Source organism: Streptomyces sp. NPDC049040 (assembly GCF_043197715.1).
GTDB lineage: Bacteria > Actinomycetota > Actinomycetes > Streptomycetales > Streptomycetaceae > Actinacidiphila.
In genome coordinates, this window is record NZ_JBICTO010000006.1 from 376626 (window position 1) to 403475 (window position 26850).

The 26850-nt window shown below is 73.4% G+C and carries 22 protein-coding genes; 4 read left to right on the plus strand and 18 right to left on the minus strand.

Features of this window, described 5'->3' with window-relative positions; translation table 11 throughout:
• Positions 1 to 11: 11 nt before the first annotated feature.
• The 3 genes from ACGFMP_RS19250 to ACGFMP_RS19260 are packed head-to-tail and all read right to left on the minus strand — an operon-like array spanning position 12 to position 3240.
• The gene (locus ACGFMP_RS19250; protein WP_393673723.1) at positions 12 to 908 is read right to left on the minus strand and encodes a carbohydrate ABC transporter permease; all 897 of its coding nucleotides are present in this window, start codon (positions 906 to 908) and stop codon (positions 12 to 14) included.
• Positions 908 to 1858, minus strand: a complete 951-nt coding sequence (locus ACGFMP_RS19255; protein ID WP_393673724.1) for a carbohydrate ABC transporter permease — start codon at positions 1856 to 1858, stop codon at positions 908 to 910. Before ACGFMP_RS19255 ends, ACGFMP_RS19250 begins: the two co-directional genes overlap by 1 nt.
• Positions 1855 to 3240: an extracellular solute-binding protein gene (locus tag ACGFMP_RS19260; protein WP_393673726.1), complete on the minus strand. Its 1386-nt coding sequence runs from the start codon at positions 3238 to 3240 to the stop codon at positions 1855 to 1857. Before ACGFMP_RS19260 ends, ACGFMP_RS19255 begins: the two co-directional genes overlap by 4 nt.
• Before the next feature lie 225 nt (positions 3241 to 3465).
• On the opposite strand from ACGFMP_RS19260, the gene ACGFMP_RS19265 reads away from it, so the two are divergent.
• Positions 3466 to 4701: an ROK family protein gene (locus tag ACGFMP_RS19265; RefSeq protein ID WP_393673728.1), complete on the plus strand. Its 1236-nt coding sequence runs from the start codon at positions 3466 to 3468 to the stop codon at positions 4699 to 4701.
• A gap of 169 nt (positions 4702 to 4870) precedes the next feature.
• On the opposite strand, the gene gndA is transcribed toward ACGFMP_RS19265, so the two are convergent.
• The 15 genes from gndA to ACGFMP_RS19340 form a co-directional block, all read right to left on the minus strand.
• On the minus strand, positions 4871 to 6370 hold the full coding sequence (gene gndA, locus ACGFMP_RS19270; protein ID WP_393673729.1) for an NADP-dependent phosphogluconate dehydrogenase: 1500 nt from the start codon (positions 6368 to 6370) through the stop codon (positions 4871 to 4873).
• Between the two features lie 129 nt (positions 6371 to 6499).
• Entirely contained in the window at positions 6500 to 7303 is an 804-nt protein-coding gene (locus ACGFMP_RS19275; RefSeq protein ID WP_393673730.1) for a thioesterase family protein, read from the minus strand.
• A gap of 86 nt (positions 7304 to 7389) precedes the next feature.
• On the minus strand, positions 7390 to 8277 hold the full coding sequence (locus ACGFMP_RS19280; RefSeq protein ID WP_393673791.1) for an HpcH/HpaI aldolase/citrate lyase family protein: 888 nt from the start codon (positions 8275 to 8277) through the stop codon (positions 7390 to 7392).
• A 32-nt stretch (positions 8278 to 8309) separates the two neighbouring features.
• A complete protein-coding gene (locus ACGFMP_RS19285) occupies positions 8310 to 9578 on the minus strand; it encodes a CaiB/BaiF CoA transferase family protein (protein WP_393673731.1) in 1269 nt (422 codons plus the stop codon).
• Between the two features lie 86 nt (positions 9579 to 9664).
• The gene (locus tag ACGFMP_RS19290; protein ID WP_393673733.1) at positions 9665 to 10594 is read right to left on the minus strand and encodes a ribokinase; all 930 of its coding nucleotides are present in this window, start codon (positions 10592 to 10594) and stop codon (positions 9665 to 9667) included.
• Complete coding sequence (locus ACGFMP_RS19295; protein WP_393673735.1) at positions 10591 to 12156, minus strand: ADP-ribosylglycohydrolase family protein; 1566 nt, start codon at positions 12154 to 12156, stop codon at positions 10591 to 10593. Before ACGFMP_RS19295 ends, ACGFMP_RS19290 begins: the two co-directional genes overlap by 4 nt.
• Entirely contained in the window at positions 12153 to 13295 is a 1143-nt protein-coding gene (locus ACGFMP_RS19300; protein WP_393673736.1) for an ADP-ribosylglycohydrolase family protein, read from the minus strand. The genes ACGFMP_RS19295 and ACGFMP_RS19300 overlap by 4 nt, the downstream gene beginning before the upstream one ends.
• Positions 13279 to 14640 carry an ADP-ribosylglycohydrolase family protein gene (locus tag ACGFMP_RS19305; protein WP_393673738.1) on the minus strand — a complete coding sequence of 454 codons (1362 nt, stop codon included), beginning with the start codon at positions 14638 to 14640 and terminating at the stop codon, positions 13279 to 13281. The genes ACGFMP_RS19300 and ACGFMP_RS19305 overlap by 17 nt, the downstream gene beginning before the upstream one ends.
• Entirely contained in the window at positions 14637 to 15740 is a 1104-nt protein-coding gene (locus ACGFMP_RS19310) for an ADP-ribosylglycohydrolase family protein (RefSeq protein ID WP_393673740.1), read from the minus strand. The genes ACGFMP_RS19305 and ACGFMP_RS19310 overlap by 4 nt, the downstream gene beginning before the upstream one ends.
• A gap of 175 nt (positions 15741 to 15915) precedes the next feature.
• Positions 15916 to 17238 carry an ABC transporter substrate-binding protein gene (locus tag ACGFMP_RS19315; RefSeq protein ID WP_393673793.1) on the minus strand — a complete coding sequence of 441 codons (1323 nt, stop codon included), beginning with the start codon at positions 17236 to 17238 and terminating at the stop codon, positions 15916 to 15918.
• Entirely contained in the window at positions 17238 to 18092 is an 855-nt protein-coding gene (locus ACGFMP_RS19320; RefSeq protein ID WP_393673794.1) for a carbohydrate ABC transporter permease, read from the minus strand. Before ACGFMP_RS19320 ends, ACGFMP_RS19315 begins: the two co-directional genes overlap by 1 nt.
• Positions 18093 to 18145: 53 nt before the next feature.
• A complete protein-coding gene (locus tag ACGFMP_RS19325) occupies positions 18146 to 19099 on the minus strand; it encodes a carbohydrate ABC transporter permease (RefSeq protein WP_393673741.1) in 954 nt (317 codons plus the stop codon).
• Positions 19096 to 20178 (minus strand): LacI family DNA-binding transcriptional regulator, encoded by a 1083-nt coding sequence (locus ACGFMP_RS19330; protein WP_393673743.1) that lies wholly within the window; start codon positions 20176 to 20178, stop codon positions 19096 to 19098. Before ACGFMP_RS19330 ends, ACGFMP_RS19325 begins: the two co-directional genes overlap by 4 nt.
• A 221-nt stretch (positions 20179 to 20399) precedes the next feature.
• Positions 20400 to 21317: a dihydrodipicolinate synthase family protein gene (locus tag ACGFMP_RS19335; RefSeq protein WP_393673744.1), complete on the minus strand. Its 918-nt coding sequence runs from the start codon at positions 21315 to 21317 to the stop codon at positions 20400 to 20402.
• A complete protein-coding gene (locus ACGFMP_RS19340) occupies positions 21317 to 22774 on the minus strand; it encodes a sialate:H+ symport family MFS transporter (protein WP_393673745.1) in 1458 nt (485 codons plus the stop codon). The genes ACGFMP_RS19335 and ACGFMP_RS19340 overlap by 1 nt, the downstream gene beginning before the upstream one ends.
• A gap of 83 nt (positions 22775 to 22857) precedes the next feature.
• On the opposite strand from ACGFMP_RS19340, the gene ACGFMP_RS19345 reads away from it, so the two are divergent.
• The 3 genes from ACGFMP_RS19345 to ACGFMP_RS19355 all read left to right on the plus strand — a co-directional run bounded on the left by ACGFMP_RS19345 (position 22858) and on the right by ACGFMP_RS19355 (position 26817).
• Positions 22858 to 23616, plus strand: coding sequence for a FadR/GntR family transcriptional regulator (locus ACGFMP_RS19345; protein ID WP_393673746.1), 759 nt, complete (start codon positions 22858 to 22860; stop codon positions 23614 to 23616).
• Positions 23617 to 23784: 168 nt separating this feature from the next.
• The gene (locus ACGFMP_RS19350) at positions 23785 to 26106 is read left to right on the plus strand and encodes an FUSC family protein (RefSeq protein WP_393673747.1); all 2322 of its coding nucleotides are present in this window, start codon (positions 23785 to 23787) and stop codon (positions 26104 to 26106) included.
• A gap of 519 nt (positions 26107 to 26625) precedes the next feature.
• Complete coding sequence (locus ACGFMP_RS19355; RefSeq protein WP_393673749.1) at positions 26626 to 26817, plus strand: DUF6381 family protein; 192 nt, start codon at positions 26626 to 26628, stop codon at positions 26815 to 26817.
• The last annotated feature ends 33 nt before the right edge of the window (positions 26818 to 26850 follow it).

A 26850-nucleotide genomic window follows, 5' to 3' on the forward strand; every position in this document is an offset into this window, starting at 1 on the left:
GAGCGGGCGCGTCAGCCCTTGAGGGCCCCGCCCAGGGCGAATCCGCCGCCGAGCCTGCGGGCGAGTACGAGATAGAGCATCACCACGGGGATGGAGTAGATGATCGAGAACGCCGAGAGCTGGCCGTACTGCGTCTGGTCGTGGGCGCTGAGGAAGGTGAAGACGTTCACCGACGCGGGCAGCTTCTCGGGGGAGAGCAGCAGGATGAAGGGGACGAAGAAGTTGCCCCACATCCCGATGAAGGTGAAGATCGTCACGACGATGACGCCCGGCCACATCAGCGGCAGCACGATGCGCCACAGCACCTGCATGGAGTTGGCGCCGTCGATCCTGGCCGCCTCCTCCAGCACGATGGGGACGCCGTCCATGAAGTTCTTCATCAGCCAGATCCCGAACGGCAGCGCCGAGGCGGCCAGGAACAGCGTGGTGCCCGGCATCGAGTCGATCAGCTCGACCCGCACGAACATGCTGTAGACGGGGATCATGACCGCGGTGATCGGCAGGCCCGTGCTGAAGAGGATGGTGTAGAGGAACGGCCTGCGCAGCCGGGACCTGAACCGCGACAGCGGATAGGCGGCCAGCACCGAGCACACCACGCACAGCAGTGTGCCGCCGCCGCACAGCAGCAGCCCGTTGAGCAGCGGCCGGTAGACGGTGTCGTAGTTCAGCACGCGGTGGAAGTTGTCGAACGTCGGTGACGGCACGGACAGTTCGAACGTCGCGTGCGAGTTGACCGACGCCAGCAGCATCCACACCAGCGGCACCAGATAGGCCACGGAGAACACCAGCAGCACGGCGTTCACGCCGATCCGGGAAGCGGCGGCCCGGCTCTGCTGTGAGCGGCCCGCGGTCACCGCCTCCGGTCGCTTGCCGGCCCGTACCGCACGAGGGCTGTCGGTGACGGCCATCAGTCCTCCTCCACCTTCAGCATGCGGATGTACACGGCGGAGAACAGCGCGCCGACCACGAGCAGGACCAGCGCGATGGCCGTGCCGTAGCCGATCAGGCTGTTCTGGAACGCCTGCTGGTACATGAAGATCGGCAGCGTCTCGGCCTTGTTGCCAGGCCCGCCGCGGGTCATGGTGTAGATGAGGCCGAACACCGAGAGCGTCTGCAGGGTGATCAGCATCAGGTTGGTCATCACCGAGCGGCGGATGACCGGCAGGGTGACCCGCCACAGCCGCTGCCACGGGCCCGCCCCGTCCACCTCGGCGGCTTCGACCAGTTCCTGCGGCACATCGTTGAGCGCGGCGGAGTACACGAGCATGGAGAAGGCCGTGCCGCGCCAGACGTTGGCGATGCAGACCGCCAGTATCGGCAGCGTGTACAGCCAGTTCTGCTGCGGAAGGTGCAGGAAGTCGAGGATCGCGTTGAGCGAGCCCTCCTGGAAGAAGAACGCGTACATCAGGTAGCCCGCGACCACCTCCGGCAGCACCCAGGCGGCGATCACCACGGTGCTGGTGATCGAGCGGACCGGTTTGGAGGCCTTCTCCATCAGTACGGCCAGCGCCAGGCCCAGGGTGTTCTGCCCGACGACGGCCGAGCCCACGACGAAGACCAGGGTCAGCTCGACCGCGTTGCTGAAGTCGGAGTCCTTCAGCGCCCGGGTGAAGTTGTCGAAGCCCACGAAGTGGGTCCCCGAGGCGCCGGTGAGCTGCATGTCGGTGAAGGCGTAGTAGACGCAGTACGCGATCGGCCCGGCCAGGAACACCACCAGCAGGATCGCCGACGGCAGCAGCGGCAGTCCCCGCAGCAGCGCGGTCAGGGACGCGGCCGGGCCGGAGGGCCGGCGGTTGTCGCCGCCGGCCCCCTTGCCCGCACCGAGGTGCGGACCCGCGCTGGTGGCACTGGTGGTCACTGTGCGCCCTGGACGGTCTTGTCGCCGCCGACCGCGGTCTTGACGTCGCTGTCGAAGGTGGCGGCGGCCTTGTCGACCGACGCCTGGCCGGTGGTCACCGACTCCATGGCCTTCTGGATGGCGGTCGACACCTGGGTGTAGGCGGGCAGGCCGGGCCGGTAGAAGGTGTTCGCCACCAGCGCGCTGAAGAACTGGTTGGTGGGAAGCGACTTGAGGTAGCCGGCGTCGGCGGCCACGTCCGAGCGCACCGGGATGGTGGCGTTCACGGTGTTCCACTGGGCCGAGGCGGCCTCGGTCTCCAGCGACTGGATGAACTTCCAGGCCAGATCGGGGTTCTTGGCCTTCGCGGGGATCGACCACGCCCAGCCGCCCGACATGCTGACCTTGCCCGTGCCGTTGCCGCTCTGGCTGGGCATCGCGGCCATGCCCATCGTGGCCTGCCAGTCGGGCCACGGCTTCGCACCGGTGCGGATCCAGTTGTTCGGCATCCACGAGCCGTCGATGTCCATCGCGAGCTTGCCCTGCGGGATCAGCTCGGTCCCGATGGTGGCGCTGACGTTGGGGTCGAGCGCCTTCTGCGCGGACGGGGCCAGGCCGGTGGAGTAGACGGTGTGGACGAAGTCCAGCGCGTCCTTGAAGCCCTTGCTGCCGATCACCCACTTCTGCTGCTTGGTGTCGTACAGCGAGTCGTTGCCTGCCTGGGTGCCGTACAGCAGCATCTCGAAGCCCTGCATCGAGGACTGCTCGCCGCCCGCGGTGCCGGTGTAGAGGTTCAGCGGGGTGACACCGGGCACCTTGGTCTTGATCAGCCGCGCGGCGCTGAGGACGTCGTCCCAGGTCTTGGGCTGCCACGGGACGGGTATGCCGGCCTGGGCGAAGAGCTTCTTGTTGTACCAGATGCCGCGGGTGTCGGTGTTGTCCGGGACGCCGTAGGTCTTGCCGTCGGGCGCGTACTTCATCGCGGTCTTCGAGGCGTCGGCGTACTTGCCCCAGTCCTGCCAGGTGGACAGGTAGCCGTCCAGCGGCTTGAGGTAGCCGGCGGCCACGTCGGTGTTGATGGTGGCGGTGTCCTCGTAGACCAGGTCGGGCGCCGTCGAGGGGGAGCGCATCATCAGCTGCATCTTGGTGTAGTAGTCGTTCTCGCTGGCCGTGATGGGCACCAGCTTGACGGTGGTCCCCGGGTTGGCCTTCTCGAACGCCTTGACCATCGGTGCGAGGTAGTTGGCCTGCACCTTGTTGTTGTTGTTCAGCTGCTGCTGGTAGACGACCTTGATCGTCTTGCCGGAGCTTCCCGAGGAGCCTGAACCGCAGCCAGACATCGTTGTCGCCAGCACGGTCGTCATGACCGTGACGCCGGCAGCTGCGAAGAGTCTCGATCGCACGCTTAACCTCCGGAGGGTGAGCCCGAGTCGGCCCGCGGGGCGCGGGAAGCCAGGGGCACCCGCCGCCCGGGACGCCCCACGATCGGCCAGGGCACGGGCCTTGGCTTGTCGGCGAAGCTAAATCCAATGGATGGAGTAAGTCAACGCTCCTGACATGTAAACTTCCGGCGCGGACGAGGCCGAACGCCGCTTCGTGCAGGGCCGGATGACAGGAGGCGACGCGCGGTGACGCAAGGCGGAACCAACCTCCCGCGGGTCGGGGGCTACAACCAGGCGGTCGTTCTCGACGCGATACGCACCGCGGGCCCGGTGAGCCGGGTGGAACTCGCCCCGCTCACGGGACTGACCAGTCAGACCGTCTCCAACGTGGTGCGCAGGCTGCTCGACGCGGGCCTGGTCTCCGAATCCGGCTACGCCCCCTCCAGCGGCGGCAAGCGCCGCACCCTGCTCTCGCCGCGCGCCGACGGCGCCTACGCGGTCGGCGTCCAACTCGACCCGGGCGCGGCGCTGATCGTGGTCGTGGACCTGTCGGGGGAGGTGCTGGCCAGCCGCCGCGTGAAACTCCCCGACGGCGGCGAACCGGCCGATGTCGTGGCCCGGGTCGCCGGCGCGGCGCAGCGGCTCACCGCGAGGACGCGGATCGACCCGGCCCGTCTGCTCGGGACCGGCATCGCGGCGCCGGGACCGATCGACGGCCCGGCCGGCGCCGTCGTCTCACCCCCGAACCTGGCCGGCTGGGGGCGGGTCCCGCTGCTGGAGATGTTCGGCGCGGCCACCGGCACCCCGGTCGCACTGGACAACGACGCCACCGCGGCTGCCATCGGCGAACGCTGGATCGGCGGGAAGAACCGGGCCGGCAGCTTCCTTTTCATCTACCTCGGCACCGGGGTCGGCGCCGGCATCGTCCTCAACAACACCGTGCTGCACGGCGACTCGGGCAACGCGGGGGAGTTCGGCCACTTCGCCGTCGACGCCGACGGCATCACCTGCGACTGCGGAAGCACCAACTGCGTCGGGCCCTACGTCAGCCCCGCGGGCGTGATCGGCGACCTGCTCGAACGGCACGGGGACGCCGCCGCCGGGCGCATCGGGCTGACGGGTGCGGCGGAGGGCGTGCACCGGGACTGGAAACTCCTGCGCCAGGCCGCCCGCCGCGGTGACGACGCCGCCGTCGATGTCGTCCGCCGCGCCGGCCGCCGCTTCGGCCAGGCCGCGAGGGGTGCGGTCGCCCTCCTCGACGTCAGCCGCGTCGTCCTCGGCGGCGAGGCGGTACGCGGTATCGAGCCGATCCTGTGCGAGGAGATCGACGCGGCCGTCAACGCGACGTCGGTGGCCCGGGTGATCCGGCGCATCAGCGTCGAGCAGAGCGTGATCGGCGAGGCCGTGGGGGCGGTGGGGGCGGCGTCCCTCATCCTGCACGGCAACTACGCGCCGGGGTGGCGCATGCTCACCCGGCCGTAGGCAGGTACGGGGGGCGGGGTCGGCCGCCGGCCGGCGTAGGACCGTGGGGGCGGCCGGGGGCGCGGTTCTGCGCGCCCCCGGTGCCTGCCGATCGCCGGAAGGCGAGCACCTTCCAGGGCGCGGGAGCCGTACGGCCGGCCCGTCGCCCGGAGAAGCCGCCGCCTGGGGCTCAGGAGGGGGAGACCTCGCGGCGCGACGGCTCGGCCCAGAGCGTGTGGAAGGTGCCGGGGCGGTCGGCGCGACGGTAGGTGTGGGCGCCGAAGTAGTCCCGCTGGCCCTGCACGAGTGCGGCGGGCAGCCGTTGTGCCCGCAGGCTGTCGTAGTAGGCCAGCGCGGCCGCGAAGCCCGGGGTGGGGATGCCCAGCTCGGCGGCCGTGCTCACGACCCGCCGCCACGCGCTCTGCGCGCCCCGCAGCGCCTCCTCGAAGTGCTCGTCGATGAGCAGCGTCGGAAGGTCTCCCCTGGCGTCGAACGCCGCCCTGATGCGGTCGAGGAACGCGGCCCTGATGATGCATCCGGCCCGCCAGATCGCCGCGACGCGGCCCTGGTCGATGTCCCAGCCGTATTCGGCGCTGCCGGCCGCGATCTGGTGGAAGCCCTGCGCGTAGGCGACGATCTTCGACGCGTACAGCGCCTGCTCGACGTCGTCCGCGAAGCGGTCGTGGGCGGCGCTGTCCAGGAGCGTCGGCGTCGGTCCCGGCAGGTCGCGCGCGGCCTCCCGCAGGGCGGCGTGGCCGGAGACGGCGCGGGCGAAGACTGCCTCGGCGATGCCGCTGACCGGGACCCCGAGGTCGAGGGCGGTCTGCACCGTCCACCGACCGGTGCCCTTCTGCTCCGCCTGGTCCAGCACGACGTCCACGAAGGGCTTGCCGGTCTCGGCGTCGTCGTGCGCCAGCACCTGCGCGGTGATCTCGATGAGGTACGAGTCCAGACGCCCCTCGTTCCAGCCGCGGAAGACCTCCGCGATCCGGTCGGGCGGCAGGTCGAGCGCCTGCCGCAGCAGGTCGTAGGACTCGGCGATGAGCTGCATGTCGGCGTACTCGATGCCGTTGTGCACCATCTTCACGAAGTGCCCGGCTCCGTCGGGGCCGATGTGCGTCACGCACGGTGTGCCGTCGTCGGCCTTCGCCGCGATGGCCTCCAGCATCGGCGCGAGTGCCTGGTAGGACTCGGCGGAGCCGCCCGGCATGATGCTCGGGCCGTGCAGCGCGCCCTCCTCGCCGCCCGACACGCCGGTGCCGACGAAGTGGATGCCGCGCTCGCGCAGCTCCTTCTCCCGGCGCCGGGTGTCGGCGAAGTGCGCGTTGCCCGCGTCCACGATGATGTCGCCGGCTTCGAGCAGCGGCGCGAACTCCGCGATCACCGCGTCGGTCGGATCGCCGGCCTTGACCATGACGATGATCCGCCGGGGCCGTTCAAGGGAGGCCACGAAGTCCTCGGCGCTCTCGGACGGCACGAAGGTGCCCTCGTCGCCGAACTCCTCGACCAGTGACCGGGTACGGGCGGCGGTGCGGTTGTGGACCGCGGTCGCGTAGCCGTTCCTGGCGAGGTTGCGGGCGAGGTTGCGGCCCATCACGGCCAGGCCCGTCACCCCGATCTGCGCCGTGCCCGGCGGTGTCCCGCCGCCGGGTCCCTTGCTGTTTCGCGCCGACTGGTCTGCGGAGGCCATGGGTCCACCCTTTGTCGTATCGCCGGATGCCGTGTTGCGGACGGTGCTGCCGGACTGCTCCTGCCCGCGATTATGGCGGACAAATCGCCCCAAAACGGAAAGGCTCGGCGTACCGCGGTCCCCGCGCCCTCAGCGTCCCGCGACCAGCAGCGTCTGCAGGATCCGCCCGCACTCCCCGGTGCCGTCGTGCAACTCGCCGTGTGCCAGGCCCGAACCGCCACCGGCCGCCGCGGTCGCGGACCGCAGGCACAGCCACTCGCCGACGGGGTCGCGGTGCAGCACCAGTGTGACGTCGGTGTTGATGACCAGGCCGCGGCGGTGGTCGAGCTCGAAGGCGACCGCCCAGCTGCTGTCCGCCGCCGTCAGCGTCCGGGTCAGCGGGGTGTCCGCCTCACCCGCCACCAGCGGGACCCGCTGCCGCGTCCAGGCCGTGCCGGGACCCGGGGTGTCGAAGCCCGGCTCCTGAGCCCCCGGGGCGCCCGGCGGGAAGCGCCACTCCATCGCCGAGACGTAGCCGTCCAGGTAGGCCCCCGTCATCGTCTGCGGCGGTTGCGGGCCCGGCAGCGCAGGCACCGGCGGCAGCGGGCTCAGGTCCGGGGTGTCGTCGGGGGCGGCCACCAGCCGCCACGCCCTGGCCAGCAGTACGGTCCTGCCGTCCGAGCTGATCCGGCCCTCCAGCAGCTCGCTGCGAGCGCCGCTGCGTATCGTGGTCACCTCCACGTCGAGGGGCCCGACCGGCACCGGGCGCGGCAGGTCGACCGTCACCCGCGCCACGCGCATTCCCGGTCTGGCCTCGTGGCGCTCCATCGCCCGGCCGACCAGCGCGGACGGCGGGCCGGCGTGCTGCGTCCCGGGACTCCAGGGACCCGCGGTCGCAGGGCCGCTCTCGTACCGCCCGCCGCCCAGACTCCGGTAGAACGCCTCACTGCTCACACGGGACTCCTCGGCCGGGGACGCTCCGCGCCGATCGTAGCGAGCCCGCACCGCGGCACGACCACGGGCCGTGGCGCGGAGCACGGTCAGCCCGTCGCCTCCGCCCTCGAGGCGAGCGCCAGCACCCGCAGGGCGCCCGCGACCACCGCCGGGTCGACGAAGCGCCCGTCCGGCAGGGCCAGCGCCCCCGGGGACGCGTCTGCCGCCGCCACCGTCTCCCGGGCCGCGGCGATCTCCGGCGCCGACGGCAGATACGCCCGCTCGATGACCGGCAACTGGCGCGGGTGGATCGCCGCCCGGCCGAGGAAGCCCAGCGCCCGCCCCCGACGGCAGGAGGCGGCGAGCCCGGCCAGGTCGCGGACGTCCGGGTAGACCGACTGGACCGGCGGCGCCAGCCCCGCCGCCCTGGCCGCGACCACCAGCCGCACCCGGGGCCACACCAGCGCGTCCTCGTCCGCGAGCCCGAGGTCCGCGCGCAGGTCCGCCTCGCCCAGGGCGATGCCCCGCACCGCCGGGTCGGCCGACGCGACCGCGAAGGCGTTCTCCACACCCAGCGCCGACTCCAGCAGCGGGTACAGGCCGGGCACGCCGCCCGCGTCGCGCATGATCCGCACCACCCGGCCGACATCCGCCGGTGTGCCGACCTTCGGCAGCCGCAGGCCGCACAGGCCGGGCAGCCCGCCGAGCGCCGCCAGGTCCGCGGCCAGCAGCGGGCCGTCCAGCGCGTTCACCCGGACGTGGACGGCGGCAGGCCCGGGAGCAGGCTGCGCCAGCAGTTCGGCCGTCGCGGCCCTCGCGTACTCCTTGCGCTCCGACCTGACCGCGTCCTCCAGGTCGACCAGCACCACATCCGCCCCGGAACGCAGCGCCTTGGCCACCATGTGGGGACGGTCCCCCGGCGCGTAAAGCCAGGTCAGGGCGATCCCGGCGGGGCGTCCCGCCGAGGCCCGCGGCTCACCGCCGGGCGCGGGCACGGAACCCGCGGCGGTGGTGCGGACGTCGGGGCTCACAGCGCGCCCTCCGCGCGGAGCGCCGCGATCTGCGGTGTGGTCAGGCCGAGTTCGGCCAGCACCTCCGCGGTGTCGGCTCCGTGCGGGCGGCCGGTCCAGCGGATGGCGCCGGGGGTGTCGGACAGCCGGAAGAGCACGTTCTGCATCCGCAGCGGGCCCAAGTCCTCGTCCTCGACCCGCGCCACCGTGCCCAGCGCGCGGAACTGGGGGTCGGCGACCACGTCGCGCACGTCGTAGACCGGGGCGACCGCGGCCTGCGCCGACTCGAACGCGGCCACCACCTCATCCCGGTCGTGCCGGGCGATCCAGTCGCCGACCACCTTGTCGATCTCCTCGGCGTGCGCCGCCCGCCCCGTGCCGGTCGCGAACCACGGCTCGTCGACGAACTCCGGGTGGCCGACCAGCCGGAGCACCCGCTCGGCCACCGACTGCGCGGACGACGACACCGCGAGCCAGCTGCCGTCCGCCGTGCGATACGTGTTGCGCGGCGCGTTGTTGGCGGAGCGGTTGCCCATCCGGGGCTGCACGTAGCCGAGCTGGTCGTACCAGATCAGCTGCGGGCCGAGGACCGCGAGCATCGGCTCGATGATCGCCATGTCCACCACCTGCCCGGCCCCCGTACGGTCCCGGCCCGCGAGCGCGGCCATCACCGCGTACGCGGTCGCCAGCCCCGCCACCGCGTCCGCCAGGCCGAACGGCGGCAATGTCGGCGGCCCTTCCGGCTCGCCGGTGGTCGCGGCGAAGCCGCTCATCGCCTCGGCGAGGGTGCCGAAGCCCGGCCTGCGCGCGTAGGGGCCGAACTGGCCGAAGGCGGTGACCCGGGCCAGCACCAGCCGCGGGTTCGCCGCCGACAGCTCCTCCCAGCCCAGGCCCCACTTCTCCAGGGTGCCCGGCCGGAAGTTCTCGATCACCACGTCGGCGGAGGCGGCCAGTTTGAGCAGCACCTCGCGGCCGCCGGGCGTGGACAGGTCGACGGTGACATTGCGCTTGTTGCGCCCGAGGTGCTTCCACCACAGGCCGACGCCGTTCTTCCCCGGGCCGTGGCCCCTGGACGGGTCCGGCTTGCGCGGGTGTTCGACCTTGATCACGTCGGCGCCGAAGTCGCCGAGCAGGGTGGCGGCGCCGGGTCCTGCGAAGAGGGTCGCCAGGTCGATCACCCGCATCCCGGACAGCGGGCCCGCTGCCCGCCCGGGGTTCTCGGGGCCCGTCGCGGGATCCTGCGGGGTGGTGGCGGGGGCCGCTTCCTGCGGAGGCGGATGGTGCATGGGTGGTACCTCTGTTCCGGTCTGTCGGTGTTTCGGTGTTCGGTGCTCCGTGTTTGGCTGTCCCGATGTTCGCGGGGCGGGCGCGCTCACGGATCGCGGCGCGCCGCTGCCGCACGGGCGTCGATCTGCGCGCGTGCCGGCATGGAAGAGGAGGCGCCGGGGCGTTCGACGGACAGCGCCGAGGCGGCGGTCGCCCAGCCGAGCGCGTCGGCCGGCGCCCGGCCCTCGCCGAGCGCCACCGCGAGCGCGCCGACGAAGGTGTCGCCCGCCGCGGTGGTGTCGACCGCATCGGCGGCCAGCGCGGGCACGGCCAGCGGCTCCCGGCCGCGTACCGCGTACAGGCAGCCCGCGGCGCCCATCGTGACCACCACCTCAGGCACCGCGTCCAGCAAGGCGCGGGCCGCCGCGTGCGGATCGCGCTCGCCGCTCAGCGCGGCGGCCTCGTGCTCGTTCGGCACCAGCAGGTCGATGAGGGAGAGCAGTTCGTCCGGCAGCGGCTGCGCAGGGGCGGGGGTGAGCACGGTACGCACGCCGTGCGCCCTGGCCGCCCTGGCGCCCGCGAGCACACCGGCCAGCGGGAGTTCGAGCTGCAGCAGCAGCGCGCCGGCCGCGCCGATCACGGCCTCGTCCTGCGACGTCAGCCCGGTCACCGTGCCGTTGGCGCCCGGCACCACCACGATCGCGTTGTGCCCTTCGCCGTCGACCACGATCTGCGCGATGCCGCTGGGGCCACGGGCCGTACGCAGCCGCGCGGTGGCGACGCCGGCCTCGTCCAGCGCGGCACGCAACTGCCGCCCGAAGCCGTCGTCGCCGACCGCGCCGATCATCGCCACCGCGCCGCCCGCCCGTGCGGCGGCGATCGCCTGGTTGGCGCCCTTGCCGCCGGCGACCGTGCGGAACGACTCCCCGGTGACGGTCTCACCGCGGGCCGGAGCGGCCCGCACGTACGCGACCAGGTCCATGTTGGCGCTGCCCAGGACGGCGATCCCGGCCTGGGGTGCGGGTGGTGCGGTCATGAACTGCCTTCCTGCGGGAGGACCGCGACTGCGGCGGTCCGCCGGGCGAGCGTGTCGAAGCCGATGCCGTCGAGGCCGCCGACCGTGGTCGACAGCCTGTTCTTCAGCGGGTCGGTCCACCGCCCGGGCAGCCCGGACGGCGAACCCGCGAGCAGCCCGGCGACGGAACCCGCCGTGGCCCCGTTCGAGTCGGTGTCCCAACCCCCGGACACCGCACGGGTGATGGAGCCGGTGAAGTCGCCCTCCGCATGGGTGAGCGCCGCGGCGAGCAGCGCCGCGTTGGGCAGGACGTGCACCCAGTGGTGGTCGCCGTACTCGGTGTGCAGGGCGTCCACCACATCCGCGAAGCCCTCGCGGGTCCCGGTCGGCTCCGCGCGGGCCGCCGCGACACCGAACCGCACCGCCCGCGCCAGCCGCGAGCCGGCGGGCACCACTTCGAGCCCGGCGGCCAGGCAGCCGTGGACGTCCGTCCCGCCGCCCGCCGCCCGGGCGATCACCGCCGCGGCGAACATCGCTCCGTAGACCCCGTTCGCGGTGTGGGTCAGTACGGCGTCCCGCCACGCCTCGTCCGCGGCGGCGACCGGGTCGCCCGGGTGCGTCCAGCCGTACACGTCGGCCCGGATGAGGGCACCGATCCACTCGCGGAACGGATTGCGCCGGGTGGCGGTGTGCGGCGGTTCGACCCCGTCCAGCAGATTGCGGTACGCGACCCGCTCGGCGGTGAAGGTGCGCCCCGCCGGGACTTCCGCCAGCCACAGCCGCGCCACGTCGGCGGTGCGGAAGCCGTGGCCTTCGGCCTCCAGCAGCAGCAGCGCGAGCAGCGGGTAGTTGAGGTCGTCGTCCTCCGGCATCCCGCTGATGTTCTCGGCCAGCGAGGTGGACCTGCTGCGGCGGTTCCACGGATGCCTTGCGGCGACCTCGGGATCCAGCCCCACCTCGCTGAACCAGGTGTCCAGCGGCCAGTTGCCCGTTCCGGCCGAGATCTCCCGGATACCGCCGAGCGTCAGCTTCTCCACCGGCTTCCCCAGCAGGCACCCGGCGGCCCGCCCGAGCCACCCGGCTTCCAGCCGGTCCGCCAGCCGCTCCCGCGCCCCGCCTTCCCCGCGGCCGGCCCCCGCGGGGCGCGCGGCCACCGGCGCTTCCGCTCCGGGCGCGGCCGCCGCGTCCCGGGACGGGTCCCGGGTGGGGGCCGTGTCCGGGTCCTGCCGAGCCGCGGTGGGCGGGCCGGCCGCGTCCTCCCGGTCCGCGGTGGTGGCGGCGGACCACGCGGGGGACGCCGCGTGGATGGCAGCCAGGGCGGTCGGTTCCGCGGGTGCCGCCGGGCAGGGCATGCCGGCGAGTTCGTCCAGCAGGGCTTCCGCCAGGGCGCGCAGGCCCGGGGCGGTGGGACCGGGGGAGGCGCCCTCGCGGTCCGGGGCGAGGTGGCCGCCCGCCGCGAGCCAGCGGCGGCGGACATCGGCGGGGTCGCGGCCGTCCTGCGCGGCCTGCCGCAGCTCATGGCCGAGCAGGTCCTCCGGCTGGACCCAGGTCAGCCGCACCTGCGCCACCGGCGGCGCCGTCACAGGCCCGCCAGAGCCGTGAAGGCCGCCTCGTGGGCCCGGCGGCGCTCGGTGTCCCGGGCGAAGATCTCCCGGGTGACGGCGGACAGTTCCGCGGCGGGACCGTACAGGTCGAGCCTGCTGGCCTGCCCGACCTCCCCGCTCCAGGCGGCGGGCACCCCCCGGGTGCCGCCGAGCACGCCGGCGATCGCCCCGCTCATCGTGGCGATCGAGTCGCAGTCCCGGCCGTAGTTCACCGAGCCGAGCACCGCGGGCTCGTAGGCACCGCCGCCGACCAGCAGCATGCCGAGGGCGATGGGCAGCTCCTCGATGGCGTGCAGCCGGGACGGCCGCCTGGCGCCGAGCGACGGCTCCCGGTAGCGCGGCCCGACCGTGTCGAAGGGCGCGACGGCATCCCGCAGCGGACCGAGCGCCTCCTCCCAGTCGTCGTAGGAGGACGCGCGCTCGCACACCGCCTCGATGGCGGCCCGGGTACCGTCCTTCGCCAGCCCGAGCGCCTGCTCCACCACGCCGCCCGCGGTCGCACCGGGGAGGAAGGCGGCCGCCACGGCGGCGGCGAAGACCCCGGCTGCCTCCCGCCCGTAAGAGGACTGGTGCGGCGCCGCGACCTCCAGAGCCTCCGTGTAGGCAGCCGCGGGATTGCCCGCGTTGACCACCCCCACCGGGGCCATGTACATCGCCGCGCCGCAGTTGACGATGTTCCCGGCGCCCGCCTCCCGGGGGTCCACGTGCCCGTAGTGCAGCCGGGCCACGATCCACTTCTCGGCCAGGAAGATCCGCTGCAACGGCAGCGCCTCCGCCTCCAGCTCCGGGATCCAGCGGGGTGTGGTGATCAGGTCGGGCACCAGGTGCTCGGCGATGTCGTATGCGTCCAGGTGGTCGCGGACCTTGGCGTACACCCGGACCAGTGCCTGCGTCATCAGGGTGTCGTCGGTGACGTGGCCATCGCCCTTGTGGTAGGGGGCGATGGGGCGCGCGGTGCGCCAGTCCTCGTGGAACGGGCCGACGACGCCGCGTACCCAGCCGCCGTGCCGCTCGGCGATCTGCTCAGGCGTCCAGCCCTCGACCGGGCCGCCGAGGGCGTCGCCGACGGCGGCGCCGACCAGGCAACCGGCGATGCGGTCCTCAAGCGTCAGATTCATGGATTCCGAGTCCTTCCTGAGCGGGGACGGCCGGCTCGACGGCGGCCAGCCGCCCGGCCAGTTCCACGAGGTCGAGGCCGGCGAGGTGCGGCAGCGCGCAGCCGGCCAGGGTCCTGCACGCGGCCCGCCAGGAGGCGGGCAGGGCGCCGGCTCCGCCGAGCGCGCCGGCCAGCGCGCCCGCCAGCGCGGGTGCGGAGTCCGCGACCCGCGACAGGCAGGCGGCGGCGGGCACCGCCTCCGCCACGGCGCCGTCACTGGCCAGCACCAGGGCGAGGGCGACCGGCACGGTGTCGGCGGCGGCGATGCCGTAGCTGTAGACGTGGTCGATGATCTGGTGTTCGAGCAGCGGGATCAGGCCGAACGCCTGCCCGTGGTCGCGGTCGTCGGCCGCGCGGGCGGACCGGGCGAGGGCGACGGCGTGCTGCGCGTTGCGCGCGATCTCGGAGCCCGGCGGCAACTCGTGCAGTGCCGCCGCCACGCAGTCCGCCGTCGGGGCGCCCGCCAGCGCGAGCGCGACGGCGGCCGCCATCGCGCGGGCGCCGTGCACCCCGTCCTCGTCCTGGGTGTAGCGCGCGTCGTATTCTGCGAGGTCCGCCGCGGCCGCCGGGTCGCCCGGGTGGACGACCGCCAGCACGCAGGCCCGCCCGCAGGCGGCGTCGTCGAAGAAGTGCGGGTTGTCGTGCCCGGTGGCGGGCGGGCGCAGGCCGGTGGCGAGATTGCCGAGCCCCGCGCGTACCGAGATCCTCGCCCGCAGCGGGATCACCGCGGACTCCACCTCGGGGGCGCGGGCGGCAGCGGCCGAGATCTCGGCGGCCAGCGACATCCACGCCAGGTCCACCGCGGCCCGCACCCGCCGGTCGCGGGTGGAGTCGCTGAGCAGCGCCCCGCGCGAGGTGAGCACCGCCTCGGCGGTGAAGGCGGCCCATTCCGCGTCGTCGGAAGGGCCGAGCCGCAGCGGCTCCGGCGGCTGGTTGAGGGCGATCGGCACCGGCAGGGTGGTCGTCTCGTTCTGCTCGGCGAAGGTGTCGAGTTCCCGGGTCAGGCGGCGGGTCCACTCGGGCATCCGTGCCGCCCTGTGGCGTGCCGCGGGCCACCCGGCGGCGTCGCCGGCCGCCAGGCCCAGCAGCAGACCCTCCACCCGCGAACGCGCCTCGCCGCCGGGCACGGCCGCCGGAGCCGCGGCAACCGCGGGCGCCGGCGGCCGCCGGTCGGCTCCGCTCCGGACATTGCTCCGGGACGCGGGGTCCCGGCGGGCCGGCCGGGGCGGGCGGTCTTCCGCCGGCGCGTCGGCGGGGACGGTGGCGGCAGTGGCGGCGGAAGGAGCGGGGCAGGGGCGGCGGGTCATGAGGCTGCCCGGCCGGCGGCGCTGTGCCGGGCCCCGTCGGGGGAGAGCAGGTCGGCGATGTCGTGGACGTGGTAGCCGGCCATCGCGGGCAGGCAGCTGCCGCGCACCGCGGCGACGGCCCGCGACCAGCGCGCCGGGATGGCCGACCAGCCGCCGAGCGTCCCGGCGAGCGCGCCCGCGACCGCGGCGGTGGTGTCGGCGTCCCTTCCCATGTTCACCGCCGTGAGGACCGAGCCGGTGAAGTCGCCCGCCGCCAGGGCGAACGCGCCGAACGCCAGCCCCACCGCCTCGGGCGCCAGGTCGGTCCACGGGTAGCCGCCGATGACGACCGCGGAGCGCAGCGCCCGCTCCCGGTCGAGCACGGTCAGATCGGTGTCCAGCCTGACCCGGCGGGCCACCGTCACCGCCCGCCGCAGCGAGCGGGCGGTCCACGAGTCCTCGGGCACCACGGACAGCGCCGCGGTGATGACGGCGGCGCAGTCCCCGCCGCCCATCGCCGCCGCCACCCCGGCGGCGACGGCCTGGCCACCGTAGATTCCCTCGCCCTCGTGGCTGACCGTGCCGTCGATCGCCACCAGCCGGGCGGCCTCGCCCGGCCTGCCCGCGGCGAAGACGCCGAAGGGCGCGGCGCGCATCGCCAGCCCGTCGCTCCAGGCGTGCCGGTGCTGTGCGGTGATCGGTGAGGCCAGCCCGCGGCGCAGATTCTCCAGGGTGCCGCGCTCGCTGAAACCGGCGCCCTTGAAGGGGCCTTCGTCGCGGTCGGCGATCCAGACGTGCCAGGCCGTCTCGACGTCCCCTGCGGTGAGGGCCGAGCCGTGCCTGGCCAGCAGCAGCCCGGACAGGATCGCGTATTCGGTGTCGTCGGTGCCGGCCGGGTCGTCGGTGACGAAGTCCTCGATGCGGCCCCAGCGTTTGCGGATCGCGGACGGTTTCATGTTCTCGGCCGGGGCCCCCAGCGCGTCACCGACGGCGAGACCGGTGAGCGCGCCGCGCGCGTGGTCGCGGGGTGAGCCGGGGGCGGGGGCGGGCCGGCGGGTGTTGTGGGGCGACGGGGTGGGATACGGGTCCGAGGTGTCGGGTGAGGCGGGAGTTGTGCTCATGCCGTGCCATTTCCTGGTGAGTCCTGCTGTGTGCGTGTCCGCCGTGCTCCCCCCTCGCGCGGCGGGGGTCGCGGTCGCGGGCCGTACGACGTTCCCGGCATGCCGGTGGCTCCTCGTCGTCGCTGTCGGATGTGCCGATGGGGTCCTGGGTCCTGAGGCGGCCGGCGCCGCGGGGTCAGGCGCGATACCGGTCGAAGACCCGGTTGCCGTCGCGCACCAGCTTCTTGCGCAGCGAGTCCAGGCCGATGTCGCCGCTGTAGAACTGCTGCAGCGCGGGAGTCGCGATCTTGTCCGACCACTCGGGGTAGCCGCGGCGGCCCAGGGCGGGGGAGGCCACCAGGTGGGCTGCCACCGACATGCCGGTGCTCCAGCCGAGCTTGCCGGTGGTGATCGACGGGTCGTGCAGCGCGTCGGTGCCGGTCGGGGCCATCCAGTCGCCCCTGGCCAGCTGCACCAGGTGGGGGGTCTGCGTCAGGAAGTCGATGAACGCCGCGGCCGCTTCCTGGTGCTTGCAGTCCTTGGACACCGAGAGCGTCTGCGGGCTGACCCCCTGGGCGCGGCCGCCGTCCGGGGCGCCGGCGCCGGCCGGCAGCGGCAGGGTGACCCAGTCGAAGCGGGCCGGCGCCTGCTGCTGTATCTGCTGGCGGTAGGAGAGGTTGAGCGGCAGCATCGCGTAGCGCCCGGCGAAGAAGCCGGGCAGCGCGTCGCCGCCGCTCATGCCGAGCGCGCTGGCAGGCGCCGATCCGTCGGTGCCGACCTGGCGGCGTACGAGCTCGGCGAAGGCGGAGTCGGCCTCGTCCAGGCGTACTTCCGTTCGCCCGTCGTCCGTGGGGTAGAGGATCCGCCCGCCGGTGGTGAGCGCGAGATTCAGCGTCACGCTCACCGGTGAACTCATCGGCCACGCCACGCCGTAGCGCTCCGCCGAGCCGCCGCCGGCGTGCGACAGCTCCTTGGTGACGTCCTCGAACTCCTGCCACGTCCACGGCTTCGCGGCGTCCGGCAGGCCGATGCCCGCCTCGGCCAGCAGGCCTCGGTTGGCCATCAGGACCCGCGGCTCCTGGAGGAAGGGCACCCCGTACAGCCCGCCATCGAAGCGGGCCATGTCCCAGGCGGCCGCGGGGATCCGGGCGCGCGTCGCGGCGGGCAGCAGCCGGGTCAGGTCGGCGAGGTAGCCGCCGGAGCCGAAGTCGGTGAGGTCGTTGCCCTCGTCGTGGATGATGTCGGGCGCGGCGCCGCCCTCGAACGAGGTGAGCAACTGGTCGTGGACGTCGTCCCAACTGCCCTGCACGTAGCGCACCTGGACCTCGGGGTGCTCGGTGTTCCACTGCGCCACCAGTGCCTTGTTGGCCTTGACGGACTCCTCCTGCCAGGCGAGGGAGAGGAAGTCCAGGGTGGGCACGCCGGACGCCGCCGACGAGCCGCAGCCGGACAGCAGTGCGGCGGAGCCGGCGGCGGCGGCGGTCGTCGCGGCGCCGGTGAGCAGGCTGCGGCGGCGCATCATCCCTTCACCGCCCCGGACAGCATCCCGCTCACCAGGCGCTTTTGGAGCAGCGCGAAGAAGACCAGGCTGGGGATGGTGGCGAGCAGCGACGCGGCGGCCAGCGGGCCGAGGTCCGCGGCGCCCTCGGCACCGGTGTAGTGGGTGAGGATCACGGACATCGTCTGCTTCTCCGGCGACTTGAGCAGGACCAGGGCGAAGAAGAACTCGTTCCACGCGGTGACGAAGGCGAACATCAGCGTCGCGACCAGGCCGGGCGCCAGCAGCGGAAGGACCACGCTGCGCAGGGTCCGCAGCCGTCCGCAGCCGTCGATCGCGGCGGCCTCCTCCAGCGACACCGGCACCGCTTTGACGTAGCTCTGAAGCATCCACAGCACGAAGGGCAGGGTCCACACCACGTAAACGACGACCAGGCCCGGCCGGGAGTCGATCAGGTGCAGATTTTTGAGGACCATGAACAACGGGATGATGATCAGCACCAGCGGGAACATCTGGCTGACCAGGATCCAGCCCGTGCCGGCGCGGCTGACCGCGCCCCTGAACCGCACCATCGCATAGGCGGCAGGTACCGCGACGGCCACCGCGATCAGTGCGGCGGCGCCCGCCACCAGCAGGCTGTTGAGCGCCGCGTGCAGCAGCGGCTGCTCGTCGAGCGCGGTGCGGAAATTGCCCAGCGTCGGATGCCGCGGCAGCCACGTCGGATCGACGGAGCCCAGCTCCCTGGGCGACTTGAAGGCGGTCGACACCAGCCACAGCAGCGGGAAGGCGAGGAAGACCAGATAGCACAGCAGTGCCGCGTACTGCCCGGTCCTGCCCGCCCGGCGGCGCAGGCCGCGACGGCCTGGACGCGGCAGCGGGCGGGGGAGGGGCTGGGGTGCGGCCTGTTCCGGTGCGGGGACGGTGGCGCTCACTGGTCATCCTCCTTCAGACGGTTGCGCAGGAAGACGGTGAGCAGCACGGCGATCACCGCGACCATCACCAGGCCCATGGCCGCCGCATAACCGAACTGCCCGTAGCGGAAGGCCTCCTCGTAGGCGAAGAGCGTCGGCAGCCGGGTCTTGCCGCCGGGCCCTCCGCTGGTCAGCACGTAGACCAGGCCGAAGGAGTTGAAATTCCAGATGAAGTTGAGCGCGGTGATGGACAGCACCACCGGCTTGAGCGTCGGCCAGGTGACGTTCGTGAAGCGGCGCCAGGCGCCGGCCCCGTCGATGGCGGCCGCCTCGTGCAGCTCCAGCGGTACGTTCTGCAGGCCGGCCAGCAGCACCACGGTGGTCTGCGGCATGCCGAACCAGACGCCCACCACGATCACCGCGGGCAGCGCGAGCGACAGGCTGGACAGCCAGTCCGTGTGGCCCGACGTCAGATGCATGTGGCGCAGGGTGTTGTTGAGGATGCCCGCGTCCGGGTTGTAGACCAGCCGCCACATGATGCCGACCACGACCTCGGGCATCGCCCACGGCACCAGCGCCAGCGTGCGGGCCAGCCAGCGGAAGCGCAGATTCTGGTCGAGCAGCACCGCGAGGCCGAGCGCGAGCAGCAGTTGGAGCGCGGTGACGCAGACCGCCCAGATCAGGCCGATCCTGAACGAGTCCCAGAACAGCGAATCGAGCCGCAGATCGGCGAAGTTGTCCACGCCGGTGAAGGACGTGGACCGGGTGACACCCGACTGCGCGTCGGTGAAGGCCAGCGACACGCCGTACAGCAGCGGTCCGACGCTGAGCACCAGCACGGGTATCAGCGCCGGCAGCAGCAGGAACCAGGCGTCCCGGTCCAGGCCGAGCATCCGGCGGCGGGCGGCAGCCGTACGCGGTGGGGGATTGCCGGCGCCCGGCCGCGGCTGGGTGGCTGTGGCAGCGCTCATGACGCCCTCACCGCGGTGGCCGCGACGTGACCGGCACCCGCAAGGAGGCCTGAGCGGCCGGCTGCCCGCGTACCCGCGGTGGACTCGCGGACCACCAGGCGGGGTGGCACGGTCTCGCAGCGCACCCGGTGGCGGCCGCCGTCGAGCCGGGCGACCAGCATTTCGGCCGCCAGCCGCCCCCTCTCCGCGGAGCCCAGGTCCACGCTGGTCAGCGCCGGGTGGCCCGCCCTCGCCAGCTCGCTGTCGTCCATCCCGACCACCGCGAGGTCGTCGGGTATGCGCAGCCCGCGGTCGTGTGCGGCGTGGGCGGCGCCGAGCGCGAGCTGGTCGTTGGCGCAGAAGACGCTGTCGATGCCGGGGTGCGCGTCGAGCAGCCGGTGTGCGGCCAGGGCGCCGGCCTCGATGCCGAAGTCGGTGGTGACGGTGTGCGCGGGGTCCGGTACGAGGCCGGCCTCGCGCAGTGCCGCTTCGTAGCCGGTCCTGCGGTTGCGCCCCGGCACGGTGTCGGCGGGGCCGTTGACGAAGGCGATGCGCCGGCGGCCGCGCTCCAGCAGGTGCCGTACCGCGAGCACGGTGCCCGACACGGAGTCGGCGCGCACGCTGTCCACGGGCGCAGGCTCGGGCAGCGAGCCGATGACCACGACCGGGCGCGCGGTGTGCGCCAGCACCTCACGATGGGCGTCGGTGACCCGGATCGGGCACAGGATCAGCCCGTCGCTCGTCCGGTCGGCGAGGCTGCGCACCACGTCCAGCTCGTCCTCGGCGACGGCGTCGGTGGAGTGCAGCAGCAGCCGGTAGCCCAGCGGTTTGGTGACGGCCTGTATCTGCCGGACCATCGAGACATAGGCCGGATTGCCCACATCGGGCATGGCGAAGGTCAGTTGCCTGGTACGACCGCCCTTGAGGGATCTGGCCACCCCGTTGGGCACGTAGCCCAGTTCGGCCGCCGCCCGCTCGACCCGCAGGACGGTGTCGGGGCGAGCCCCGTGACCATTGAGAACACGGGAAACCGAGGCGGTGGACACTCCTGCGCGTGCGGCGATGGTCTCCACGGTGGGCGGTCCGCCCGAAGTCGTCATAGTCGTCCCCTCGTCGTCCGGCGGCAAACTGTAATCGTTTACAGAACGGCCCCTCCATGGCCCCTCGTCGGAGGAGTGGTTTCCGCAATGTTGCGCGGAGGTTTCACTGACGGTCAATCAATTGTGACCTGAATCACGTCCCGGAGGGAAGCGTTCAGGAAAATCTTGTCCGCGGCGCATGTGCGCCGCGGACAAGTGGGGGGACGTTCCTGCCGTGCCGGCTACTCGACGCGGGCCAGCCCCGCCGCGGCGATCCGGTCCGCCACGGCCCGCGACTCGGCGTCCGTGAGCGGCAGCAGCGGCGCCTGGGTGTACGCGTGCCGGATCACCCCGCGGGCGACCAGCGCCGCCTTGAAAGCGCCCAGCGCACCCGACATCCGGCCGATCCTGCCGCGGTCCGCGACCTCGATGATGCCGAACAGCTCGGTCAGCCGCCGCTGTTCGGCCTGGGCGGCGGCGGTGTCGCCGCGGCGCGCGGCCTCGTAGAGCCTTACGTAGCCGTGCGGGTCGACATTGCCGAGTCCTGGCACGATGCCGTCGGCGCCGCGCGCCATCGCCAGATCCGCCAGGGTCTCCGACCCGGTGAGGCAGCCCGCCCCGCTGCCCGCCGCGCTGTCCATCACCCGCTGGAAGCCCTCCAGATCGCCGGAGGAGTCCTTGACCGCGGCGATCACCTTGGCCCGCGCCAGCTCGCCGAGCAGTGCCGCGGGGAGCTTGTAGCCCACGTTCGAGGGGATGTCGTAGGCGACCACGGGCAGGTCGAGCCCCGCGTGCAGTAGTTCGTAGTGCGCCCTGACCTCGGGCTCGCCGACGCCGACGTAGAAGGGCGCCGTCACCACGGCCGCGTCGGCGCCCAGCGCCTGTGCCCGCCTGGCGTGTTCGAGCACCCGCCGGGTGCCGGTGTCGATCGCGCCGGCCAGCACCGGGACCTGGCCCGCGGCGGTGGCGACGACCGTGCGCAGCGCGGTGTCCCGTGCCGCGTCGGTCAGCTGGGCGATCTCACCGGTGGAGCCGCCGACGAACAGGCCGTGCACGCCGGCGTCGAGCAGGAAGCCGGTGAGGCGTTCGAGCGAGGCGGTGTCCACCTCCCCGTCCTCGGTCAGCGGGGTGCACAGGGGAGGGACGACTCCGTGGAACATCAGACCTTCTCACTTGCCGAGGCTTCGGCTGTTACGGGTTTTGCGGTTGCTGCGGGATGCCGCAGGTCGGCCGCGCGCTGGAGGCGGGCCGGCACGTCGAAGCCGACCAGCAGCACGACCACGACGGTCAGGGCCAGGCCGAGCACGGCCAGCGAGGTGCCCAGGCCGAGCGGTTCCGCGATCTTGGCCCCCAGGACGGGAGCCGCGGCGCCGCCGAGCGCGCCGACGTTGTAGCTGAACCCGAGGGCGGCCGCGCGCATGCCGATCGGGTAGTGCGAGCTGATGTAGCTGGGCAGCACGCCCGATGCGCCCTGGCTGGTGCCCACCAGCAGGAAGAGCAGCACCCACAGGGCGACGGTGTGCCCCTCGCCCAGCGCGAACACCGGGTAGACGAAGGCCAGCGACACGATCAGCATGCTCACGTACGCCCGCCGGGTGCCGAACCGGTCGCCGAGGTATCCGCTGACCACCGAGCCGACCGCATAGCCGAAGCCCGCGTAGAGCAGCGCGTCGGAGACCTGCGCGGGGTCGTAGTGCAGGTCGGTCTTGAGGTAGGTCGGCAGCAGCGACTGGAGCGGCCAGGAGTAGAGGAACGCGCAGAAGACGGTGACCATCAGGCCGACCACCACCGGCCACAGGCGCTGCGCGAACCGCACCGAGAGCGCCACGAAGCAGGCGGTGATCACCGCGACCAGCAGCAGGGTGACGGCGAGCGACTGGTTGCGCAGCACCACGAGCAGCGCGACCGCGGCCACCAGGCAGACGGGGATCGTCCACAGCCGGGAGCGGCCGGTGAAGAGCAGGGCGGTGGCGCTGACCGGGCGCTCGCCCGCGTCCTTCGCCTGCTGCCACTCGGTGGCCTCCGGCAGCCGGCGTCGCAGGTACACCGCGACGATCACCGGCAGGATGCCGATCCAGAACAGCACCCGCCAGCTGGTGTGCGGCACCACCCAGGCGTAGGTCTTGGCGGCCAGCACCCCGCCCAGCGGGTAGCCGGACAGCAGCATGCCGCTGGCGGTGTTCCGCATCCGCTGCGGCCAGCTCTCGATGATGTACGTGGCGCTCGCGCTGTACTCGCCCGCCATCCCGAGCCCGACGACCATGCGGAAGGCGAACAGCGACCAGTAGTCCCACGAGAAGCCGCACAGCACCGAGCCGACCGCGTAGAGCGCGATGCTCAGCACCATCGCCGGCCGGCGTCCGAAGCGGTCGCCGAGCGAGCCCAGTGCAAGGCCGCCGAACCAGCGGGACACGAACGCGGCCGACACCAGGGTCGCCGCGGTCACCGTGGACAGGTGGAATTCCTTGGCGATCTCGGTCAGGACCAGGGTGATCAGACCGAAGTCGAAGCCGTCCATCGCGTAGCCGAGCCACGCGGCGGAGAACGCCTTCCAGTCCTGCTTCGACAGCTCTGCACGCCAGCGAAGCGGCGGCGCGACTGCGTCGTGTGTGCTCATGGGCTCGCATCCTCGGGAGCGGTGGTCCGAAACGTAGGACGTAGGACGTCCCACGTCCTACGCTTCGCGGTAACGTAGGCCGCATGCCAGCTCAGCGCAAGTCCCCCGCCGCGTCGGGTGAGGACGCCGGCCGCGGACGGCGGCCCACAGTGCAGGACCAACTCATCGAGCTCATCGTGGACTTGGACCTCGATCCGGGAGAGGCGCTGCCGCCGGAACCCGAACTGATGCGTACGCTCGGTGTCAGCCGCAATTCGGTGCGTGAAGCGCTCAAGGGCCTTCAGGCGCTCGGTATTGTCGACATCCGGCATGGCTACGGTACCTACGTCGGCACCCCCCAGCTGCGCTCGCTGGCTCCCGGCCTGCTCTTCCACACCCGGCTGGCCGTCCGCAGGGACAACCCCCGCGGCCTGCTCGACATCGTCGAGGTCCGTGCACTGCTGGAGAGCGGCCTGATCCGCCGGTCCGCCCTCGAACTCGCCGACGCCGACATCGCCCGGCTGCGTGCCGAACTCGACGCACTGGCCGCCGACGGCGACGCCGGCCGCGCCGGCCACGACCGGCGCTTCCACGAACTCCTCTACGAACCCCTCGGCAACGCCCTGGTCCTCCAGCTGATCGCCCTGTTCTGGGACGTCTACCGGCAGGTGGAGACCGAGGTGGGCAAGCCGCACACCGACCAGGGCCAAGTGGTACGCCAGCACCGCCAGGTCCTCGAAGCGGTCGCCGCCCACGACCCGGACGCGGCAGCGGCCAGGATCGCCGAGCACTTCGCCGACATCACCGCGCGCTTCGACCGCTGGACCGGCTCCGCGGGCCAGGCGGCCGTGGCACCGGCCTGAGACCCGGCCGCCGCCCCCGACACCCGCCACGGCACCGCGGGGACCCGCCGCTGCCCGGCCCCGCGGTGGGAACGCGACGCCACGGGGGCCGCCACCCGCGATACTCGACGCCAGCGGTGCGCCGGAACGGCCCGGCACCCCGCCCGGCCGACCGGAGGAGCACCCCGTATGCACACCCCGACCCGTGACCCGAGCGGCGCCCGCCAGGCGCTCCGGGCGCTGCCGTCCAGGCTGCGGGCCAAGGACCCAGGACTCGCCGCGACCCGCAGGGCAGGGCGCGGCGCCATCGTGATGCCCGCGGTGTTCGCGCTGAGCAGCAAGGTCGTCGGCTCGCCCACCATGGCCCAGTTCGCCGCGTTCGGCGCCTTCTCGATGCTGCTGCTCGTCGACTTCAGCGGCCCCATGGCCCAGCGGCTGCGAGCCCAGGCCGCCCTGGCCGTCGCCTGGGCGGCGCTGATCTGCCTGGGCACCGCCGTCTCCAGGGTGACCTGGCTCGGCGTGGCGACCATGGTCGTGATCGCCTTCCTCGTGCTCTTCTCCGGCATCGTCAGCTCCGTGCTGGCCGGTGCCACGACCGCCCTGCTGCTCGGCTTCATCCTGCCGGTGTCGCTCGCCGCACCCATGTCCGTGCTGCCCGCCCGGCTGGCCGGCGCGGGCCTGGCCGCAGGCGCCTCGATACTGGCCGTCGCCCTGCTGTGGCCGCGCCCCGCCACCGACCCGCTGGGCGCCCCCGCCGCCGCGGTGTGCCGTGCGGTCGCCGCACGGCTGCGCGTCGACGCAGCCCTCGAACTCGGCGAGGACCGGCCCACCTCCGCCGACTGCCAGGCCGCCGCCGACAATGCCGCCGCTGCCGCAGACCGGCTGCGCCACGCCTTCGACTCCACGCCCTACCGCCCCACCGGCCTGTCCACCGGTGCCCGCGCCCTGGTCAGACTGGTCGACGAGCTGACCTGGCTCACTGCGATCGTCGCGCACAGCGGCACACCGCAGCCCGCCGCCCACGGCGGCCTGGCCGCGGCCTGCCTGGTCAAGCGGGCCGCCGCACGGGCCCTCGACGAGGCCGCAGACCTGCTGGAGGGCCGACAGGCCGACCGCGTGCCGCTGCAGGCCGCCGTCCAGGAACTGGGCAAGGCACTCGACGCCATGGAAGGCGACGCCACCACCCGGCTGCCCGTACAGCGCACGGTGCCGGACGGCCCCGAGGACCCCGAGGTCACCGACTTCCTCAGCTCCCTCGACGTGTCCTTCCGGGCCCAGGAGCTGAGCTTCGCCGTCATGCAGATCACCGCCAACGTCGACCTTGCGGCCGCCGCCGAGCGGCGCGGCTGGGCCGACCGGCTGCTCGGCCGCGAGCCCGGCGGCATGGCCCGCCCGCTCACCGCCGCCCGCGAACGCGCCGCCGCGCACCTCGACCCCAATTCGGTGTGGCTGCACAACAGCGTGCGCGGCGCGGTCGGCCTCGGCCTCGCCGTGGCCCTCACCGACGTCACCACCGTCCAGCACTCCTTCTGGGTGGTGCTCGGCGCCCTGTCCGTCCTGCGCTCCAACGCGCTGAACACCGGCCAGAACGCGGTACGCGGCCTGGCCGGGACGGTCGCGGGCTCCATCGTGGGAGCCGCGCTGCTCGAGCTCATCGGGCACAGCGAGGTCCTGCTGTGGTTCCTGCTGCCGCTCGCCGTGCTGCTCGCCGGCATCGCACCCGCCGCGATCTCCTTCGCCGCGGGCCAGGCCGCCTTCACGGTGACCCTGGTGATCCTCTTCAACATCGGCCAGGTCCCCGACTGGCGCGTCGGCCTCTTCCGCGTCGAGGACATCGCGCTCGGCTGCGCGGTCAGCGTCGTGGTCGGCCTGTTCTTCTGGCCGCGCGGCGCCTCGGCGGCCGTCGGCAAAGCCATGGCGGAGGCCTACTCCGACAGCGCCGACTACCTCGCAGGAGCCGTGGGCTACGCGGTGGGCTGCTGCACCGCGGGCCCGGCACCGGCCACGGCGCCGATCGAGGCCGGCCGGCAGGCCGCCGCCTCGGCCCGGCGGCTCGACGACGCCTTCCGCAACTACCTGGCCGAGCGCGGCGCCAAGCCGGTGCCGCTCGCGGAGATGACCACGCTGGTCACCGGCGTGGTCGGGCTCCGGCTCGCCGCCGACGCCGTGCTCGGCATGTGGCAGCGGGCCGGCGACCGGCACAGCGATGCCGAGCGGTCCGCGGCCCGCTCGGAGCTGCTCTCCGGCGCCGACCGGATCTCGACCTGGTACCACGGCCTGGCCGACGGCCTCGACGGCCGGCACGCCGTGCCTGCGCCCCTCCCGGTCGACCTCGCGGCCGACAGCCGCCTCGTCGAGGCCGTCCACCGCGACCTGCGCGACGAGCGGGGGCGCGCCACCGCGACGGCCGTGCGCATCATCTGGACCGGCGACCACCTGGACGCGGCCCGCCGCCTCCAGCCGTCCCTGGCCACCGCCGCGCAGGCCGCTTCCGCCGGCCCGCGACCGTGAAGGCCGCCGTACCCGTCGCCGGGTACGGCGGTCTCCTGCGACCTGCGGCCGTGCATACCGCCGTCCCGCCGCGGAGCCCGCGGCGGTGAACGCTCGCGTAGGCGCCGTCGTGCGCGCGGCACCGGCGACGCGGGGGCGCCGGTACAGGTCCGGCCGGATGTCCCGCGTCGTGGCTGTCAGCGGGTCCGGGCCGTCCGGGGCCCGCGGTCGTGGATGCTTGCGTACCCGCCGTCGTGCGCGCGGCACCGGCGACGCGGGGGTGCCAGCAGCAGGTTCCGCCGGATGTCCCGCGTCGTGGCCGTCAGCGGGCGCGCGGCCTCCCGCGGCCGACGGTCGTGGATGCTTGCGTACCCGCCGTCGTGCGCGCGGCACCGGCGACGCGGGGGGACGCCGGTGGCCCGCTGCCGCACGGGTTTCCGGCGTCGCCGGAGCGGGGTCCTGCGGCGGCAGGCCGGGCGAGCGCCGCAGCCTTGTGCTTCGCTGGAAGGCGAGAGTCCACGCAGGGAGCGAGGTCCCGCCATGACATCCACCGACGCGTCCCACATCCATGTCCAGCAGCTGCGCGACGAGGCGCACAGGCTCGAGGAGGACGCCGAGCGCGTCGGCGACGCAGCCGAACGCGCCCGTCTCCGGCAGGAGGCGGAGCAGTTGGAGTCCGACAGCGACCAGGAGAGCATGATGGCGGCCGGGGACATCTACCCGGCACAATGACCCACGCCCAGCCGCCCGACCGCGAGGACGCCT

What these genes read in the sequence shown, in the direction of transcription:
- ACGFMP_RS19340 (WP_393673745.1), bottom strand. Translation starts at nt 22,774, where the DNA reads ATGAGCACACACGACGCAGTCGCGCCGCCGCTTCGCTGGCGTGCAGAG.
- ACGFMP_RS19250 (WP_393673723.1), bottom strand. Translation starts at nt 908, where the DNA reads ATGGCCGTCACCGACAGCCCTCGTGCGGTACGGGCCGGCAAGCGACCG.
- gndA (WP_393673729.1), bottom strand. Translation starts at nt 6,370, where the DNA reads ATGGCCTCCGCAGACCAGTCGGCGCGAAACAGCAAGGGACCCGGCGGC.
- ACGFMP_RS19345 (WP_393673746.1), top strand. Translation starts at nt 22,858, where the DNA reads ATGCCAGCTCAGCGCAAGTCCCCCGCCGCGTCGGGTGAGGACGCCGGC.
- ACGFMP_RS19355 (WP_393673749.1), top strand. Translation starts at nt 26,626, where the DNA reads ATGACATCCACCGACGCGTCCCACATCCATGTCCAGCAGCTGCGCGAC.
- ACGFMP_RS19315 (WP_393673793.1), bottom strand. Translation starts at nt 17,238, where the DNA reads ATGCGCCGCCGCAGCCTGCTCACCGGCGCCGCGACGACCGCCGCCGCC.
- ACGFMP_RS19335 (WP_393673744.1), bottom strand. Translation starts at nt 21,317, where the DNA reads ATGTTCCACGGAGTCGTCCCTCCCCTGTGCACCCCGCTGACCGAGGAC.
- ACGFMP_RS19300 (WP_393673736.1), bottom strand. Translation starts at nt 13,295, where the DNA reads ATGAATCTGACGCTTGAGGACCGCATCGCCGGTTGCCTGGTCGGCGCC.
- ACGFMP_RS19325 (WP_393673741.1), bottom strand. Translation starts at nt 19,099, where the DNA reads ATGAGCGCTGCCACAGCCACCCAGCCGCGGCCGGGCGCCGGCAATCCC.
- ACGFMP_RS19310 (WP_393673740.1), bottom strand. Translation starts at nt 15,740, where the DNA reads ATGAGCACAACTCCCGCCTCACCCGACACCTCGGACCCGTATCCCACC.
- ACGFMP_RS19290 (WP_393673733.1), bottom strand. Translation starts at nt 10,594, where the DNA reads ATGACCGCACCACCCGCACCCCAGGCCGGGATCGCCGTCCTGGGCAGC.
- ACGFMP_RS19285 (WP_393673731.1), bottom strand. Translation starts at nt 9,578, where the DNA reads ATGCACCATCCGCCTCCGCAGGAAGCGGCCCCCGCCACCACCCCGCAG.
- ACGFMP_RS19350 (WP_393673747.1), top strand. Translation starts at nt 23,785, where the DNA reads ATGCACACCCCGACCCGTGACCCGAGCGGCGCCCGCCAGGCGCTCCGG.
- ACGFMP_RS19305 (WP_393673738.1), bottom strand. Translation starts at nt 14,640, where the DNA reads ATGACCCGCCGCCCCTGCCCCGCTCCTTCCGCCGCCACTGCCGCCACC.
- ACGFMP_RS19330 (WP_393673743.1), bottom strand. Translation starts at nt 20,178, where the DNA reads ATGACGACTTCGGGCGGACCGCCCACCGTGGAGACCATCGCCGCACGC.